12 protein-coding genes are annotated in these 15,792 nt (G+C 71.4%); 11 read left to right on the top strand and 1 reads right to left on the bottom strand.

Features of this window, described 5'->3' with window-relative positions:
- Positions 1-144: 144 nt before the first annotated feature.
- Positions 145-1,473 (bottom strand): phospholipase A, encoded by a 1,329-nt coding sequence (locus MCHT01_RS15480; protein WP_067066235.1) that lies wholly within the window; start codon positions 1,471-1,473, stop codon positions 145-147.
- 112 nt (positions 1,474-1,585) lie between these two features.
- Here MCHT01_RS15480 and MCHT01_RS15475 point away from each other — a divergent pair, with 112 nt between their 5' ends.
- The 11 genes from MCHT01_RS15475 to MCHT01_RS15425 all read left to right on the top strand — a co-directional run bounded on the left by MCHT01_RS15475 (position 1,586) and on the right by MCHT01_RS15425 (position 15,728).
- Positions 1,586-2,527 carry a phosphodiester glycosidase family protein gene (locus MCHT01_RS15475; protein WP_067066234.1) on the top strand — a complete coding sequence of 314 codons (942 nt, stop codon included), beginning with the start codon at positions 1,586-1,588 and terminating at the stop codon, positions 2,525-2,527.
- Positions 2,524-4,053 carry a hypothetical protein gene (locus tag MCHT01_RS15470; RefSeq protein ID WP_067066233.1) on the top strand — a complete coding sequence of 510 codons (1,530 nt, stop codon included), beginning with the start codon at positions 2,524-2,526 and terminating at the stop codon, positions 4,051-4,053. The genes MCHT01_RS15475 and MCHT01_RS15470 overlap by 4 nt, the downstream gene beginning before the upstream one ends.
- A gap of 188 nt (positions 4,054-4,241) precedes the next feature.
- Positions 4,242-5,135: an N-acetylmuramic acid 6-phosphate etherase gene (locus MCHT01_RS15465; protein WP_067066232.1), complete on the top strand. Its 894-nt coding sequence runs from the start codon at positions 4,242-4,244 to the stop codon at positions 5,133-5,135.
- Positions 5,136-5,203: 68 nt separating this feature from the next.
- Positions 5,204-5,635 carry a transposase gene (locus MCHT01_RS27985; protein ID WP_067066231.1) on the top strand — a complete coding sequence of 144 codons (432 nt, stop codon included), beginning with the start codon at positions 5,204-5,206 and terminating at the stop codon, positions 5,633-5,635.
- A 5-nt stretch (positions 5,636-5,640) separates the two neighbouring features.
- Positions 5,641-6,945, top strand: coding sequence for an MFS transporter (locus MCHT01_RS15455; protein ID WP_067066230.1), 1,305 nt, complete (start codon positions 5,641-5,643; stop codon positions 6,943-6,945).
- Entirely contained in the window at positions 6,942-8,096 is a 1,155-nt protein-coding gene (locus MCHT01_RS15450) for an acyltransferase family protein (RefSeq protein WP_067066229.1), read from the top strand. The genes MCHT01_RS15455 and MCHT01_RS15450 overlap by 4 nt, the downstream gene beginning before the upstream one ends.
- 34 nt (positions 8,097-8,130) lie before the next feature.
- Positions 8,131-9,663 (top strand): glycoside hydrolase family 10-like protein, encoded by a 1,533-nt coding sequence (locus tag MCHT01_RS15445; RefSeq protein ID WP_084452719.1) that lies wholly within the window; start codon positions 8,131-8,133, stop codon positions 9,661-9,663.
- Between the two features lie 563 nt (positions 9,664-10,226).
- On the top strand, positions 10,227-12,656 hold the full coding sequence (locus MCHT01_RS15440; RefSeq protein ID WP_084452717.1) for a TonB-dependent receptor: 2,430 nt from the start codon (positions 10,227-10,229) through the stop codon (positions 12,654-12,656).
- Between the two features lie 201 nt (positions 12,657-12,857).
- A complete protein-coding gene (locus tag MCHT01_RS15435; RefSeq protein ID WP_084452729.1) occupies positions 12,858-13,871 on the top strand; it encodes an N-acetylglucosamine kinase in 1,014 nt (337 codons plus the stop codon).
- On the top strand, positions 13,868-14,710 hold the full coding sequence (locus MCHT01_RS15430) for an N-acetylmuramoyl-L-alanine amidase (RefSeq protein ID WP_067066226.1): 843 nt from the start codon (positions 13,868-13,870) through the stop codon (positions 14,708-14,710). Before MCHT01_RS15435 ends, MCHT01_RS15430 begins: the two co-directional genes overlap by 4 nt.
- Positions 14,711-14,717: 7 nt before the next feature.
- The gene (locus MCHT01_RS15425) at positions 14,718-15,728 is read left to right on the top strand and encodes an ABC transporter permease subunit (RefSeq protein ID WP_067066225.1); all 1,011 of its coding nucleotides are present in this window, start codon (positions 14,718-14,720) and stop codon (positions 15,726-15,728) included.
- Positions 15,729-15,792: the final 64 nt, after the last annotated feature.

Here is a 15,792-nt window from a genome sequence, read left to right as displayed (position 1 = left end):
GAGGCTGAGGCTGAGGCTGAGGCTGAGGCTGAGGCTGAGGCTGAGGCTGAGGCTGAGGCTGAGGCTGAGGCTGGGGCTGGGGCTGGGGCTGGCGCTCGGGCTCGGGCTCGGGCTCGGCAGGCGGGCGGCCTGGGCATGGGCGCTTCAGCGCCACTCGACGACCGACACGCCCAGTCCGATGCGCGACTCGCGGAAGTTGTAGTCGATCAGGCTCTCGCCGTAGCCGCTGAACAGCTGCAGGTAGCCGTGCAGTCCGCCGCCGATCGGAAAGGCCCATTCCAGCTGCGCCGAGCCGCGCGAGCGGTCCCCGAAGCGCAGGCTGTGGCGCGCCGTCAGCGCCAGCACATGGCGGCCGATCTTCTGCGTCACCAGCACCTCGCCGCGGCCCATGTAGTCCTGGATGCGCGGGTTGTCGTCGACGCCGGTGTTCAGGATGCGCCACCACGGCCGCAGGCTCACCGTGGTCTCGCCGCGCTCCAGCGCGACCTCGCCGATCACGCGGTTCCAGCTGCGCGACAGCGTGGTCGCGCGGCCGTTGGACTGGTGGTTCAGGCTCAGGCCCAGCATGCTGGCCTTCCAGCCGAAGGGCAGCGCCACGTCGGTGCCGTGGACCAGGATGAGCTCGGGCTCGTAGTTGGTCTCGCGGAAGGGCCGCGACTCCCGGCCGTTGTAGACCTGCCAGCGCGAACTCTGCGTGTACGCGCCCCAGACCGACAGGGTGCCGGCGTCGTCCAGGGCCCAGATCTTGGATTTGAGGCTGACCTGGAACTTGGCCTCGTTCTTGTCCAGGTCCAGCGCCGTGACCAGGCTGTTGTCCGGCGTTTCCGACTGCAACGGGGCCCGGTTGGTGCGCGAGCTCCAGGACACCGGCAGCAGATAGACCGGCTTGTAGGGGCGGGGCAGAAAGCGGGGCATCTGGTCGCGGCAGGAGAGCTCCCAGCGCTCCGACAGCGTGGAGCCGAGGTAGCTGTGCGCGCTGCCGGCGGCCTCGGGCAGACGGGTGCAGGGGTCGTCGGCGCGCGGCGAGGCGGCGGCGGCCGCGACGGGCAGGGTGGCCGGCACCGGTTGCGGCTCGGCCCGGGCGGCGGCCGAGGGCGGGGGCGCGTCGGGCGCGCGACCGTGCAGGCGGTCGTAGCAGGCCAGGCGCGCCTGGCTGTCGGCGATGGCGGTGCAGTCGGCCGGGGTGGTGGCCGCGGCGGCGGCCGTCGCCGCGGCCCCGGAAGGCAGACCCGCGGCGGGCATCACGGCCGCCTGCGCGAACGCCACGCCCGGCCCGCCGAGCGCCAGCGCCATCACGCCCACGGGCAGCCGCCAGCCGGCCCTTTCCGCAAGGCGCGGCGCGCAGGCCGACGCGCCCATCGACCGGCTCGTCGAGGCCGAGAAGCGGGTGTCGACGGTGCTGCCGGCCGCCTGGCCGGTGGAAACGACGCCCCCGGCGCCCTGGCGGGGACTGCGGTCCCGGTTCGTCTGCATGTGGGAACTCCCTGTGAGCGCGACCTGGTCCGGCCGCGCGGCGGGCGACAGGTGCAAACGGCGTTCCCGGCCGCGGCAGGAACCGCGGGGAGCGCTCCCTAGAATCGCCTGCATGCCGACGCCCGCTCTGCACGACCTGCCCCCGCGCCCCGCTCCGAACGGCTGCGAAGGTCGTGCCGCCGGTCCGGCGGCCTCCGCCGCCCGGACGTCCCGGCGTGCTCGGGCGACGTGCGCCGGGCTTGCCGCCTTCGCGCTGGCGCTGCTCGCGGCCTGCGCGCAGTTGCCGGCACCGGCCCCGACGCCGCTTCCCGTCGAGCCCGGCTGGGGCCAGCCGGTCGGCGGCCATGCCGGTCTGCGCTACGAGCGCGACGACCGCCAGCCCGGTGAAGTCCTGCACTGGCTGCGACTGGACCTGCGCGACCCCACGCTGCGCCTGACGCTCAGCCCCCCCGGCGAGCGCGGCCGGACGCTGGACCGCTTCGACGGGGCGGGCGCGGCGCTGGCGGCGCTGAACGCCTCCTTCTTCAGCAAGACCTTCGAGCCGCGCGGCTGGACGGTCTCCCAAGGCGAGGCCTGGGCGCCGGTGATGACGCCGGACGACAGCCCGCTCATCGCCTGCGACGCGGCCTCGACCTGCGCGCTGCAGCTGCGGCCGCCCTATGCGGTGAGCGGCTCGACCTGGCTGGCCGTCGCCGGCACGCCGTGGCTGATCCGCGACGGCCAGGTGCGCGGCGACGCCGACGACGCCCGCTGCGAACGCTTCTGCGCGATGCCGCATCCGCGCACCGCGATCGGCCTGGATCACACGGGCCGCTACCTGACCCTGGTGCTGGCCGAGGGCCGGCGCGGTCCGGTCGCCGGCCTGAGCCTGCACCGGCTCGCCGCCCTGATGGCCGCCCGCGGCGTGACGCAGGCCTTCAACCTGGACGGCGGCGGCAGCACCAGCCTGCTGATCCAGGGCCGCGCGGTGATGGAACGCCCCTTCAACGAACCCGTGCCGCGGCCGCTGGCCAACGCGCTGATGATCCGACTGGCCGAGGAGCCCGCCCGATGACCGCCCTGCCCTTCACGACCGCCACGGCGTTCACGTGGCCGAACCCAGCCCGCTCGCCTCACTCGCCTCGATCGTCGATCTCCTCCGACGTGCCCGCTCGGGCCGCATCGTGCACGTCCACCACGACCAGGCGTGCCGCCGCCCCGGGCAATGGCAAGACCTGGCCCCGCTGGCTGGCGCTGGTCGCGCCGATCCTGCTCGCGGCCTGCGGCCAGTTGCCGAAGAGCCCGGCGCCCCCGTCCACCGCGCCGGGCGGTCCCTTCAGCCCGGCGGCGCTGCAGGCGCTGCGACCGGAGCAGTTCCGCTCCACCGTCGGCACGGCCGCGCAGGCGCGGGAGCGGCTCGAGCAGGACCGCGCGACCATCCGCGCCGCCTCGGCCCGGGCGCTCGCCGCGCCGCAGGACGCCGCCGCGCTGCGCGACCTGGCGCAGGCGCTGCGGCTGGTCGCGCATTACCGCGTGGACCTGGACATCGCCGGCCCGACCCTGTTGGCGGCGCTGCCCTCGCTGGACCGCCAGCCGGCCGATGTCCAGCGCCCGCTGCTGACCGCCGCCTACACGCTCTACGCGGCCGACGCCGCGCCGCTGCTGCGCGACCTGCTGCCCCGGCTGGCGACGCCGCGTGAGTTCGCCATCGCCGCCTACACGCTGATGCAGACGCGCCAGCCGGCCGATCTGGCGCTCATCCAGTCCCAGCTCGCGCAGCGCGACCGCGACGAGCCCCGTCTGCAGGCCCTGGCCCAGGCCGTCGGTGGCGCGCAGGGCGTGCCGCAGCCGGCGCGTCCGCCGCTGGCCGACCTGCTGACGGTCCGTCCGGGCTATCCGGTCGTCTTCAGCTTCCAGCGTCCGGGCCGCCAGCAGATGGGCCTGGCCCTGGTGCGGCAGGCCGATGGCCGCTTCGTGCGGCGTCCCGACGGCGGGCTGTTCAACGTCGCGCAGCTGGCGCTGTCCAGCAGCGGCCTGCCCGGCACGATCACGCTGGGCAACACGCCGCAGGGCCTGTTCACCATCCAGGGCGCCGGCCGCGCCGCGACCAACATCTGGATCGGGCCGACACCCTATCTGCACACCAAGGTCCCCTTCGAGGCCAGCATCGCCGAGTACGAGCAACGCGCGCCCGCCGGCGCCGAGCCCTGGTCGCTGGACCGCTACCGCGCGCTGCTGCCCGCGAGCTGGCGCGACTACGCCCCGCTGCAGGAGGCTTGGCTGGCCGGTCGCGCGGGCCGCGACGAGATGCTGATGCACGGCAGCACCATCGATCCGCGCTACTACTTCGGCAGCCGCTACTTCCCCGGCACGCCGTCGGACGGTTGTCTGGTCGCGATGGAGTACTGGGCGCCGGACGGCACCATGGCCCACAGCGACCAGATCGCGCTGCTGCAGGCCTTCACGAACCAGGGGCGCGATCGCGGCTACATGGTGCTGGTGGAGCTGGACGCCGCGCCCACGCCGGTGGCGCTGGCCGAGGTGATCGGTGCCGTGCTCAAGGCCGAGCAGTCGGCACCGGTGACGGCGGCCGCCCGCTGAGCGCAGGCGCCCGGACGCACCGGGCGCCTCGGCCGCCGCGCCCCTTGCGCGCGCGGCGATCCCGCGGCGGGCGCCGGGCGATTACCGAGGGTTATGGCGCTCCCGAAGCCTTTCATTGGCGGAGCCCACTATCAGACCACTAGAGTTGCCCGCAGCCTGAGGCCGTCTTCTTCCGCCTCGGCCCGCCCATGCACAAGACCCTGAACACCGAGACCCCGAGCCTGCAGCATCCCGACCTGGACCTGTACGACAGCGCCCGGCTGATGCAGGCCTTCGTCGACGACCAGCGCGCGGCGATCGAGGCGGTGAACGCCGCGGCCCCGGCCCTGGCGGCCGCCGTCGACGCGGCGCTGCCGCGCATCGCCGCGGGTGGGCGGCTGCTCTACGCTGGCGCGGGCACCTCGGGCCGGCTCGGCGTGCTGGACAGCGTGGAGCTGGTGCCGACCTTCTCCTGGCCGCGCGAGCGCGCGGTCGCGGTGCTGGCCGGCGGCGAGGGCGCGATGTTCGTCGCCGTCGAGGGCGCCGAGGACGACGAACCGCAAGGCCGCCGCGACATCGACGCCCTGCGGCCCGGCCCCGACGACGTGGTCATCGGCATCGCCGCCTCGGGCCACACGCCCTACGTGCTGGGCGCGCTGGCGGCCGGCCGCGCGGCGGGCAGCCTGACGATAGGCGTCGCCAACAACCCCGACGCCGCGGTGCTGGCCGCCAGCCAGCATCCCATCCTGCTGGACACCGGCGCCGAGATCATCTCGGGCAGCACGCGTCTGAAGGCGGGCACGGCGCAGAAGATCGCGCTGAACAGTTTCTCGAGCGCGCTGATGGTGCGGCTCAACAAGGTCTACGGCAACCTGATGGTGGACATGAAGGCCACCAACGCGAAGCTGGTGCGCCGCGCCGTCGCGCTGACCATGCGCGCCGCCGGCGTCGACGAGCCCACCGCCCGCGCGGCGCTGGACCGCTGCGACTTCAGCGTGAAGACGGCGGTGGTGATGCTGCTCCAGCACGTCGACGCCGCGGCCGCGCTGGCGCTGCTGGCCCGCCACGACGGCAGCGTGCGTCGCGCGCTGGCCGAGCGCTGATCCCGCCGCCGCCCCCGCGCGCCGTCCGGCCCCTTCCCCCTCTTCCGATCGATCCGATCGACGACGTCATGCGCGGTCTGCCCCGTCGCGAGTACACGCTCGACTTCAAGCACGACGCGGTGCGCCGCGCCGCGGAACTCGGCCCCTGCGCCACGGCGCGCGAGCTGGGCCTGCCCGAGCAGACGCTGCGCAACTGGATCCGCGCCGGCCGCGAGGGCCGACTGGACGAGGCCTGGCGATCGGGCGCCGGCGTCACGCCGGACCGCATGGAGCAGACCCGCGCCGATGCCGAGCAGGCGCGGCAGTATCGACGGCAGCAGTTGCGCAGCGTCATCGCGAGCGCCTCCGCGTCGCGCGCCGCGATGCCGTCCGCGCCCCCCACGTCGACGTCCACCGCCTCGGCCCCTGGCGTGGGAGCGTCATCGCCGGCCTCGCCGGCGCCCCGCACGCAAGCGCTGCATTCCCCGAGCCTGCCGCTGCCCCGTTTGCACCGACACTGAGGCCCATGTCCGCCTCCCTCGATCGATCCTCCCCCGCCCCGCGCGCCGCGCGCAGCCCCTGGGCCTGGGTGCCCTCGCTCTACTTCGCGCAAGGCATCCCCTACGTGGTCGTGATGACGCTCTCGGTCATCATGTACAAGAACCTGGAGATCTCGAACACCGACATCGCGCTCTACACCAGCTGGCTCTACCTGCCCTGGGTGATCAAGCCGCTGTGGTCGCCGCTGGTCGAGCTGATGGGCACGAAGCGGCTGTGGGTGGTGGCGCTGCAGTTCGCGATCGGCGCGGCGCTGGCGATGGTGGCGCTGACGCTGCCGATGTCCAGGTTCTTCCAGCTCTCGCTGGCGGTGTTCTGGCTGATGGCCTTCGCCTCGGCCTCGCACGACATCGCCGCCGACGGCTTCTATCTGCTCGCGCTGGAGAAGCACGACCAGGCGGCCCTCGTCGGCGTGCGCTCGACCTTCTACCGGCTGGCCAACATCGGCGGCCAGGGCGGGCTGGTCTGGCTGGCGGGCGAGCTCTACGAGCGCGGCGACAGCTGGGTGATGGCCTGGCAGGTCGTGATGGCGGTGCTGGCCGCGGCCTTCCTCGCGCTGGCGACCTGGCACTGGTTGCGGCTGCCCACGCCCGCGGCCGACGCGCGGGCCACCGGCGACGGCCGCCAGGTGCGCGCCTTCTTCGAGATCTTCATCGACTTCTTCCGCAAGCCCGGCATCGTCGTCTTCATCGGCTTCCTGCTGCTCTACCGCTTCCCGGAGGCGCAGTTGCTCAAGCTGGCCACGCCCTTCCTGCTGGACAAGCTCGACGCTGGCGGCCTGGCGCTGACGAACAAGGAAGTCGGCCTGGCCTACGGGACCGTGGGCCTGACCGCGCTGACGCTGGGCGGACTGATGGGCGGCTGGGTGATCTCGCGCTTCGGCCTGAAGCGGTCGCTGTGGCCGCTGGTGCTGGCGATGCACCTGCCCAACGTCGTCTTCCTGGCGATGGCCTGGGTCCATCCCGGCAGCCTGTGGATCGTCAGCGGCGCGCTGGCGGTCGAGCAGTTCGGCTACGGGCTGGGCTTCACCGCCTACCTGATGGTCATGATCCTGATCGCCGAGGGCCCGCACAAGACGGCCCATTACGCGATCTGCACCGGCTTCATGGCCCTGGGCATGATGATCCCCGGCATGTGGAGCGGCTGGCTGCAGGCGCATCTGGGCTACTTCCACTTCTTCGGCTGGGTGCTGGCGGCGGCCGTGCCCTCGCTGGTCATGACCGCCCTGATCCAGATCCCCGACGGCTTCGGCCGCAAGGAGCGCGACGCTTGAGTTCCACCCTTCGCCCGGGCAGCGACCGACTGCTCTCGCTGGACGCCTTCCGCGGCTTCGCGATCGCGGCCATGCTGCTGGTCAACAACCCGGGCGACTGGTCCGCGCTCTTCAAGCCGCTGGACCACGCCGAGTGGCACGGCTGGACCTTCACCGACTGGATCTTCCCGTTCTTCGTCTTCATCAGCGGGATCTCGATGAGCTTCAGCCTGGCCCGCCGCGGCCAGGTCACCGATCGCGGCGCGGTGCTGCGCCACACCTGGCGCCGCGGGGCGACCATCATCGCCATCGGCCTGCTGCTCAACCTCTTCCCCTACTTCCACCTCGAGAGCTTCCGCATCCCCGGCGTGCTGCAGCGGCTGGGCCTGATCACCCTCCTGGCCGCCCCCATCGCGCTGTGGTGTGGCTGGCGCGCGCAGCTGGCGTGGTTCCTCGGGCTGCTCGCTGCCTACGGGCTGGTCCAGAGCGTCGTCGCGGTCCCGGACGCGCAAGGCGTTTGGCACCGCGGCTCGCTGCAGCCTGGCGAGGATGTCGGCGCCTGGCTGGATCGGACGCTCCTCGGCGGCCACCTCTGGGTGCGAAGCAAGACCTGGGATCCGGAAGGCCTGCTCGGCACGCTGCCCGCCGTCGCGAGTCAGATCGCCGGCCTGCTCGCCGGCCGCTGGCTGGCGCTGCGCGGTCGTGACCCGGCCGAGAAGGCGACCTGGTTCATGGTCGCCGGCCTGCTGTGCCTGTGGGCGGCTCAGGTGCTCGATGCCTGGACCCTGCCCATCAACAAGAATCTCTGGACCCCCGCCTACGTTTTCCTGTGCACCGGCTGGGGGTGCCTGGTGTTCGGCGTGTTCTACTGGCTGCTCGATGCCGCTCCCCTGCCCCGGATGCGTGCCGCGATGGCGCGGCGCTTCCAGCCGCTGGTGGTGCTGGGCATGAACGCGCTGTTCCTGTTCGCGCTGTCGGGTCTGGTGGCCCGGCTGCTCGGGCTGATCCACGTGGCCGAGGGCCTCACGCTCAAAGGCTGGCTCTACGCGCCGATCAAGGCGCTGCCGGTGGATCCGCGCGTCGCGTCCTTGCTGTTCGCGCTGGGCTTCGTGCTGGTGTTCTACGGCATCGCGCGCGCGATGTGGGCGCGCGGCTGGTTCGTGAAAGTGTGAGCGGGGCCGCGCTGCGCCCGCCGGTGGACCCTCGATGCAACGACGACGTCTGATGACCGCGGCGCTGGCCGCTCCCGTGCTGGCTCCGCTGATGGGGCTCTCCGGCTGCGCGTCCTGGAGGCGCCCCGAGACCGTCCCCGCGCAGCCCCCCGCCCCCGGCGCCGATCAACCGCCGCCCGCGCCCCGCGAGTTCCGCGCCGCCTGGGTCGCGACCGTCGCCAACATCGACTGGCCCAGCCGCCGCGGCCTGAGCGACGACGCGCTGCGCGCCGAGACCCTCGCCATCCTGGAGTGCGCCCGCTCGCTGCGCCTGAACGCGATCGTGCTGCAGGTGCGCACCAGCGCCGACGCGCTCTACCCCTCCGCGCTGGAGCCCTGGAGCGAATACCTGTCCGGCGTCCAGGGCCAGGGGCCGGGCTACGACCCGCTGGCCTTCTGGATCGCCGAGGCCCAGGCGCGCGGCATCGAGCTGCACGCCTGGCTCAACCCCTACCGCGCGCGCCAGAGCGGCGCCAAGGCGCCGGCCTCGGCCACGCATCTGAGCAAGACGCATCCGGAATGGGTCAAGCGCTACGGGGACCAGCTCTGGATCGATCCGGGCGAACCCGACGCGGCGACGCACACCCTGGCCGTGTGCCGCGACCTGCTGACGCGCTACGAGCTCGACGGCCTGCACATCGACGACTACTTCTATCCCTACCCGATCCAGGACGCGGCCAAGCAGGACATCGACTTCCCCGACGAGCCGAGCTGGCAGCGCTACCTGCGCGGCGGTGGCACGCTGGCCCGCGCGGACTGGCGGCGGGACAACGTCGATCAGTTGGTGCGCCGCCTGTATGAACTGGTCCGCGAGCTGCGCCCCACGGCGCGCGTCGGCATCAGCCCCTTCGGGCTGCAGCGCCCCGACCTGCGACCGGCGGGAATCACCGGGTTCTCGCAGTACGACAAGCTCTACGCCCACGTGGAGCACTGGATGCAGATGGGCTGGCTGGACTATCTGGCGCCTCAGCTCTACTGGCCGCGCGCGCAGAAGGCGCAGGCCTTCGAGCCCCTGCTGCGCGGCTGGCAGGCGGTCAACCCGCTGGGCCGGCATGTCTGGCCGGGGCTGTTCACCAGCAAGGCGGCCAACGAGTCCGAGGGCTGGCCGCTGGACGAGATTCCCGTCGAGATCGATCTGATGCGGGCCGCGCCGGCCACCGGCGGCCACCTCCACTTCAGCATGGTCGCCCTGTTGAAGAATCGCCGGGGCATCGCGGACACCTTGCGAGCCGGCGCTTACATCCAGGCCGCCATCCCACCGGAGACGCCCTGGCTCAGCGCGCCGGCCTGCGGGCCCGTGGTGCTGGAGCGCCTGGAGGGGCGGCTGAAGCTGAGTTCGCGCGACGGCGCACCGGCGCGAGCCTTCGCGCTTTGGAAACGCGACACCCGACGCCCCGGCTCGGGCTGGGTGTTCGAAGTCGTGCGCCCGGATGGCGAACTCGGTGCGCTCGAACCGGGTTGGTGCCTGGTCGCCAGTGCCATCAACGCCCTCCATCAGGAAGGCCCGCGCGCGACCTTCCAGGTTTGACGCCGCCCCAATCTGTCGACTCCGCGCAACGTCCCGGCGCAGGCCGGGGCGCGCCCGACCTCCGTGTAAACCCTTAGCCGGAACGAGTCATGGGGTTCGCACGGAATGGCGGTCGGCGCGCGCGGAGCGCCCGTTCCGTCGCGTCCCGCTGACACGCATATTCAGGTGGGGAAGCCTGTCATTCCTTGTCACAAACCCACAACATCGGGCAAAGAGACTCACGGCCGTGCATCGCCGAGGCGGGTCCGGGAGCCCCCAGAAACCCGGGCCTGACGGCAGCTTCGATCCCCCGGCAACGCGGTTTGAGCCGCATTGCTGGCGGGTGAACCGGCTGGTAGGCTTTTTGCTTCGTATCTGTTGGAGGACCGCGGTCGACGGTCCCCACATGCAGTCAGGTTGGTTCGAGATGGCGGCGGCTCGATGGTGTTTTCGGGCCGCAAGGGGCGACGCAAAACGTTTGCGCGCTGCCGACAAGCCTTCCGGGAAGGGCGGGAAGCCTTCGCCAACCAGGATCGGTGGTTTCGGTTTTTTCAAAGTTGATCTCGTCGCACAGGAGCGCAGGAATGAGTCAGAAGAATTGGTTGGGTTTCAACAAGACGGCCCTGGCCGCCGCGGCCGCGCTGGTCGTCGCCGTGCCGGCGTTCGCGCAGCAGGCCAAGAAGGCCGATGACGACGGCGCTCCGCGCGCGGTCGAGGACAAGGTCCGTCTGGGCACCATCACCATCACCGGCGAGGGCAACAAGCTCGGCGTCGGCCAGATGCTGAACGAGGACGCCGCCAAGGCCCGCAGCACGGTGACCCGCGCCGCGACCGAGAAGGACCGTTCCACCGGCAACCCGTTCCAGGCGATCGCGCTGCTGCCCGGCGTGAACACCTTCAGCTACGACGCCACCGGCCTGTACGGCGGCGGCCTGACCGTCCGCGGCTTCGGCTCGGACCAGATGGGCTTCACCGTGAACGGCGTGCCGGTCAATGACTCGGGCAACTTCGCCGTCTATCCGCAGGAATACGCGGACCAGGAAAACCTTTGCACCCAGTCGCTGACGCAAGGCAGCCCGGACTCCGAGTCCCCGCACGCCGGCGCCACGGGCGGCAACATCACCGTCAACTCCTGCGATCCGGAAGACAAGCGCCGCGTGCGCTTCTCGCAGACGCTGGGCCAGCTGAGCCTGACCCGCACCTTCCTGCGCTATGACACCGGCCGCTTCTTCGACGACAAGGCCAAGGTCTACGTGAGCTACTCGCACACCCAGGCCGACAAGTGGAAGGGTGAGGGCGAGGCCAAGAAGGACCACGTCGACGCCGCCTTCCGCCTGGATCTGGACAAGGACAACGTGATCCTGGGCTCGGTCCTGTACAACCGCGCCGTCAACAACAACATCAACAGCATCAGCGTCGCCCAGCTGAAGTCGAACGGTTACTACTACGACTACTCGACGACCTTCCCCGGCCACCTGACCCCGGTCAAGGGCACGGCCCAGGACGAGAGCAAGATCGCTCCGTCGCCCGCTTACTACAAGCTGGCCAACAACCCGTTCGAGAACGCGGTCGTGTCGGTGTCCGGTTCGTTCAAGCTGGCCGAGAACGTCCAGCTGAAGATCCAGCCTTACCTCTGGTACGGCTTCGGCAACGGCGGCGTCCAGCAGACCACGCTGCAGGAAGGCTCGGCCTTCATGAACCCGGTCACCCACAAGAACGACATCAAGGGCGACCTGAACGGCGACGGCGACACGCTGGACACCATCATCATCGGCCGCGCCAGCGTCACCAAGACCTTCCGTCCTGGCGTGACCACCGAAGTGTCGGCCCAGCTGGGTGACCACGCGATCCGCGCCGGCATCTGGTACGAGCGCGCCCGTCACCGTCAGACCCAGCCGGGCGTGTACGTCGACAACGCCGGCAACCTGAGCACCGTGTGGCTGGACAGCGGCAACATCACCCGTCCGGACGGCTCGCTGTACCAGGGCCGCGACTGGAACTCGATCAGCACCGCCTACCAGGCCTACGTGACCGACAACTGGTCCTTCGCCGAAGACCGCGGCCTGCTGACCGTCGGCCTGCGCACCCCGCACGTCACCCGTGACGTGACGAACTTCGCCAACGAAGGCTACCAGTACGACTACAAGCTCAAGCGCTCGTACAACGAAGTGCTGCCGCAAGGCGGCCTGCGCTTCATGCTCGACAAGTCGTCGCAGGTGTTCCTGAACGTCGCGAAGAACTTCCGCGCGCCGCCCAACTACGCCTTCGCCAACTCGACCAGCTCGACCAACGTCGCCGTGGTCAACGGCCAGGTCGTGCTGCAGAACGAGCTGAAGCCTGAAACCTCGGTCAGCACTGACTTCGGCTACCGCTTCCAGTCGCGCGCCATCTCGCTGTCGGCGACGGTGTTCAACGTCGACTACAAGAACCGCCAGGCCACCGCCTTCGACCCGGTCAACAACGTCTCGTCCAACATCAACGCCGGCCGCGTGAACAACAAGGGCCTGGAGCTGGAAGTGGGCACGGGCGTGTACAAGGGCTTCTCGGGCTACGCCTCGTTCACCGCGCAGAAGAGCAAGTCCAAGGACGACATCGTCGTGGGCAAGACCGGTACGGGCGCCACCACCGGCATCACGCTGCCGACCTCGGGCAAGAACTACGTCCTGACGCCCAACAACATGTTCGGCATCTCGGGCCAGTATGAAGTGGGCGCGTTCTACGGCCGCCTGAAGGTCAAGCGCACCGGCACGCAGTACGCCACGCTGATCAACGACGAGATGGTCCCGTCGTACTGGGTCGCCGACTTCGACGCCGGCTACAAGTTCGGCAAGGTGGGCATGGCCGACAACGTGATGCTGCGCTTCAACGTCAGCAACATCGGCAACGCGCAGTACCGCAATCCGTCGGGCTCGAACACCAACGCCGCCGCGTTCAACGGCTCGCGTTCGAACACGATCTTCTACTACCTGGGCGCCCCGCGCTTCACGTCGGTCAGCGTCAGCGCCGACTTCTAAACCGACCCGTCGATCCGGCGACGGCCCCGCGCCGTCGCCACCGACCCGAAACCGCGCCTTCACGGGCGCGGTTTTTTTTTCGTCCGTCCGTCGCCCCCGACGCGAGGTTCACGGGCCATGAGCCGGAGTCATACCCGCCTCGCGCATTGACAATGGCGGGCGCGCTGCGCCCCCCTTAAGCTGCGGCGCCGCATGACCCCCATGACCGCCACGCCCACCCCCGTCGCCTCGTCCCCGAGCCCCCTCGCCGCCAGCGCGCGGCCGGCGCCGGCGCGCGTGGCCCTGGGCAGCCTGGGCCTGGGGCTGGATGCCGGCGGCACGCAGACCCGCTGGGTGCTGGCCGAGCCCGACGGCGCCACGCTGGCGCGCGGCGAGGTCGGCGGCTTCAGCGCGCTGCTGCTGGACTCCAGCGCCGGTCGCGTCACGCTGGCGCAGACCCTGCAGGCGCTGGCGGCCGCGGTCCAGACACACGCCGCCCCCGGTACGCTGCGCGGCCTGCAGGCCGGCATCACCGGCCTGGGCGAGCCCGACGGCCCCGCCGGCCGACAGCTGCGCGCGCTGCTCGCGCAACACCTGGGCCTGGACCCGGTCCGCATCCTTTGCGACAGCGACATCGCCCAGGCCTGGCATGCGGTCTTCCGTCCGGGCGAGGGCTACCTGGTCTACGCCGGCACCGGCGCGATCGCCGCCTTCATCGACGCGCACGGCGCCCTGCACCGCGCCGGCGGTCGCGGCCCGCTGCTGGGCGACGAGGGCGGCGGCCAGTGGATCGCCCGCGAGGCACTGGCCCTGGTCTGGCGCCGCGAGGACGAGCAGCCCGGCGCCTGGACGCACTCCCGGCTGGCGACCCATCTCTTCGCCGAGCTCGGCGGCGCCGACTGGGCGACCTCGCGCGCCTTCATGTACGGCGGCGACAACGCCAGCCGCCGCGGCGCGATCGGCCGCCTGGCGCTGGCGGTGGCGCGCGCCGCCGAGGAATCCGACACCGACGCGCTGGCGCTGCTGCGCCGCGCCGGCGCCGAGCTCGCCCGGCTGCCGCTGGCGCTGGTGCGCCGCCTGGGGGTGCGCCCCGTCACCGCGGCGGGCCGTGTGCTGCAATTGCATCCCGCGATCGAGGCCGGCCTGCGCGCGGCGTTGCCGCAAGACCTGACCCTGTCCCTCCAACAACCCGACACAGCCCTGGCCGCCGCCCGCCGCGCGGCCCGACCGACATGAAGACCAAGCTCCTGACCCTGGCCGCGGCCGCGCTGCTGGCCGCCTGCGCCTCCCCCACGCTGCAGATCGACCGCACCCACGTCTCGCAGAACCAGGACAGCCGCGTGCAGTTCCTGGTGCTGCACTACACCGTGCTCGACTTCGAGAAGTCGATGAAGGTGCTGACGACCGGCGGCAAGGTCTCGGCCCATTACCTCGTCGAGGAGAACCCCGCGCGCGTCTACCAGCTGGTCGACGAGAACAACCGCGCCTGGCACGCGGGCGTGAGCTCCTGGGGAACCGCGACCAACCTGAACTCCTCGTCGATCGGCATCGAGATCGTGAACCCCGGGTTCACCGACTCGCCGCTGGGCCGCGTCTACGCGCCCTATCCGCAGGCGCAGATCGACCAGGTGCTCGCGCTGTCCCGGCAGATCGTGGCGCGCCATCACATCCGCTCCGATCGCATCCTGGGCCACAACGACATCGCCCCCGGCCGCAAGCAGGACCCGGGTCCGATGTTCCCCTGGAAGCAGTTCGCGGACGCCGGCCTGATCCCCTGGCCGGACGCCGCGCAGGTGCAGATCAAGCAGGCCATCTACCAGCTCGCCCCGGTGCCCGACGTCAACTGGTTCCAGCAGCGCCTGGCCCAGATCGGCTACCAGACGCCGCGCACCGGTGTGTTCGACGTCGCCACGCGCGAGGTCGTCAGCACCTTCCAGATGAAGTACCGCCCCACCAACTACAGCGGCGACATGGACGCCGAGACGGCCGCGCTGCTGGAGGTGGCCACCACCCCCGGCGGCATGCTGATGAAGCAGCCGGCGCCGGCCGACAGCCAGGCCCGCTCGCCGAATTGAGCCGGCCTTGCTGAACTTCCTGCTGCGACGACTCGCCACGCTGCTGCCGACGCTGATCGGCGTGACGCTGGTGGCCTTCGGCCTGATCCGGCTGGTGCCGGGCGACCCCATCGCCATCATGATGGGCGAGCGCGCCCTGGACGAGGCCACGCACGCGCGCCTGATGCACGAGCTCGGCCTGGACCAGCCGCTGTGGCGCCAGTACGCGGACTACGTCGGCGGCCTGCTGCATGGCGACCTGGGCCAGTCGCTGGTCTCGCACGAGCCGGTCGCGCAGGAGTTCCTCGCCCTCTTCCCGGCCACGGCGGAGCTGGCGCTGTTCGCGCTGCTGCTGGCGATCGTGCTGGGCATGGCGCTGGGCACCGGCGCGGCGCTGCGGCGCGGCTCGCTGCTGGACCAGGGCGTGATGGGCGTGGCCACGGTGGGCTACTCGATGCCGGTGTTCTGGTGGGGGCTGATCCTCATCATGTTCTTCTCGGTCGGCCTGGGCTGGACGCCGGTCTCGGGCCGCGTCGCGGTGGAGTACGACATCCAGCGCCTCACCGGCTTCATGCTGATCGACGCCGCCTTCCACGACGAGCCCGGCGCCTGGTGGTCGGCGCTGCGCCACCTGCTGCTGCCGGCGCTGGTGCTGGGCACCAGCACGACGGCGGTGATCGCGCGCATGACGCGCTCCAGCCTGCTGGAGGTGCTGCGCGAGGACTACATGCGCAGCGCCCGCGCGCGCGGCCTGTCGCCGACGCGGATCGTGCTGGTGCACGGGCTGCGCAACGCGCTCATCCCGGTGATCACGGTGATCGGCCTGAAGGTCGGCAGCCTGCTCGCCGGCGCGGTGCTGACCGAGACCATCTTCAGCTGGCCCGGCATCGGCAAGTGGCTGATCGACGCGATCGCGCGGCGCGACTATCCGGTGGTGCAGGCGGGCATCCTGATCTCGGCCTGCACCTTCATCGCGGTCAATCTGCTGGTGGACCTGCTCTACGGCGTGGTCAACCCGCGCATCCGCAAGCAGGGCTGAGGCCATGACCCGCACCACCCACGACGACATGAGCGCCACGCCCGCCCCTTCGACCCCCGACGGC

Origin of the sequence: Mitsuaria chitosanitabida ATCC BAA-476 = NBRC 102408, from assembly GCF_001598255.1 — a bacterium.
GTDB lineage: Bacteria > Pseudomonadota > Gammaproteobacteria > Burkholderiales > Burkholderiaceae_C > Roseateles > Roseateles chitosanitabidus.
This window is presented reverse-complemented; position numbering and strand designations above follow the sequence as displayed.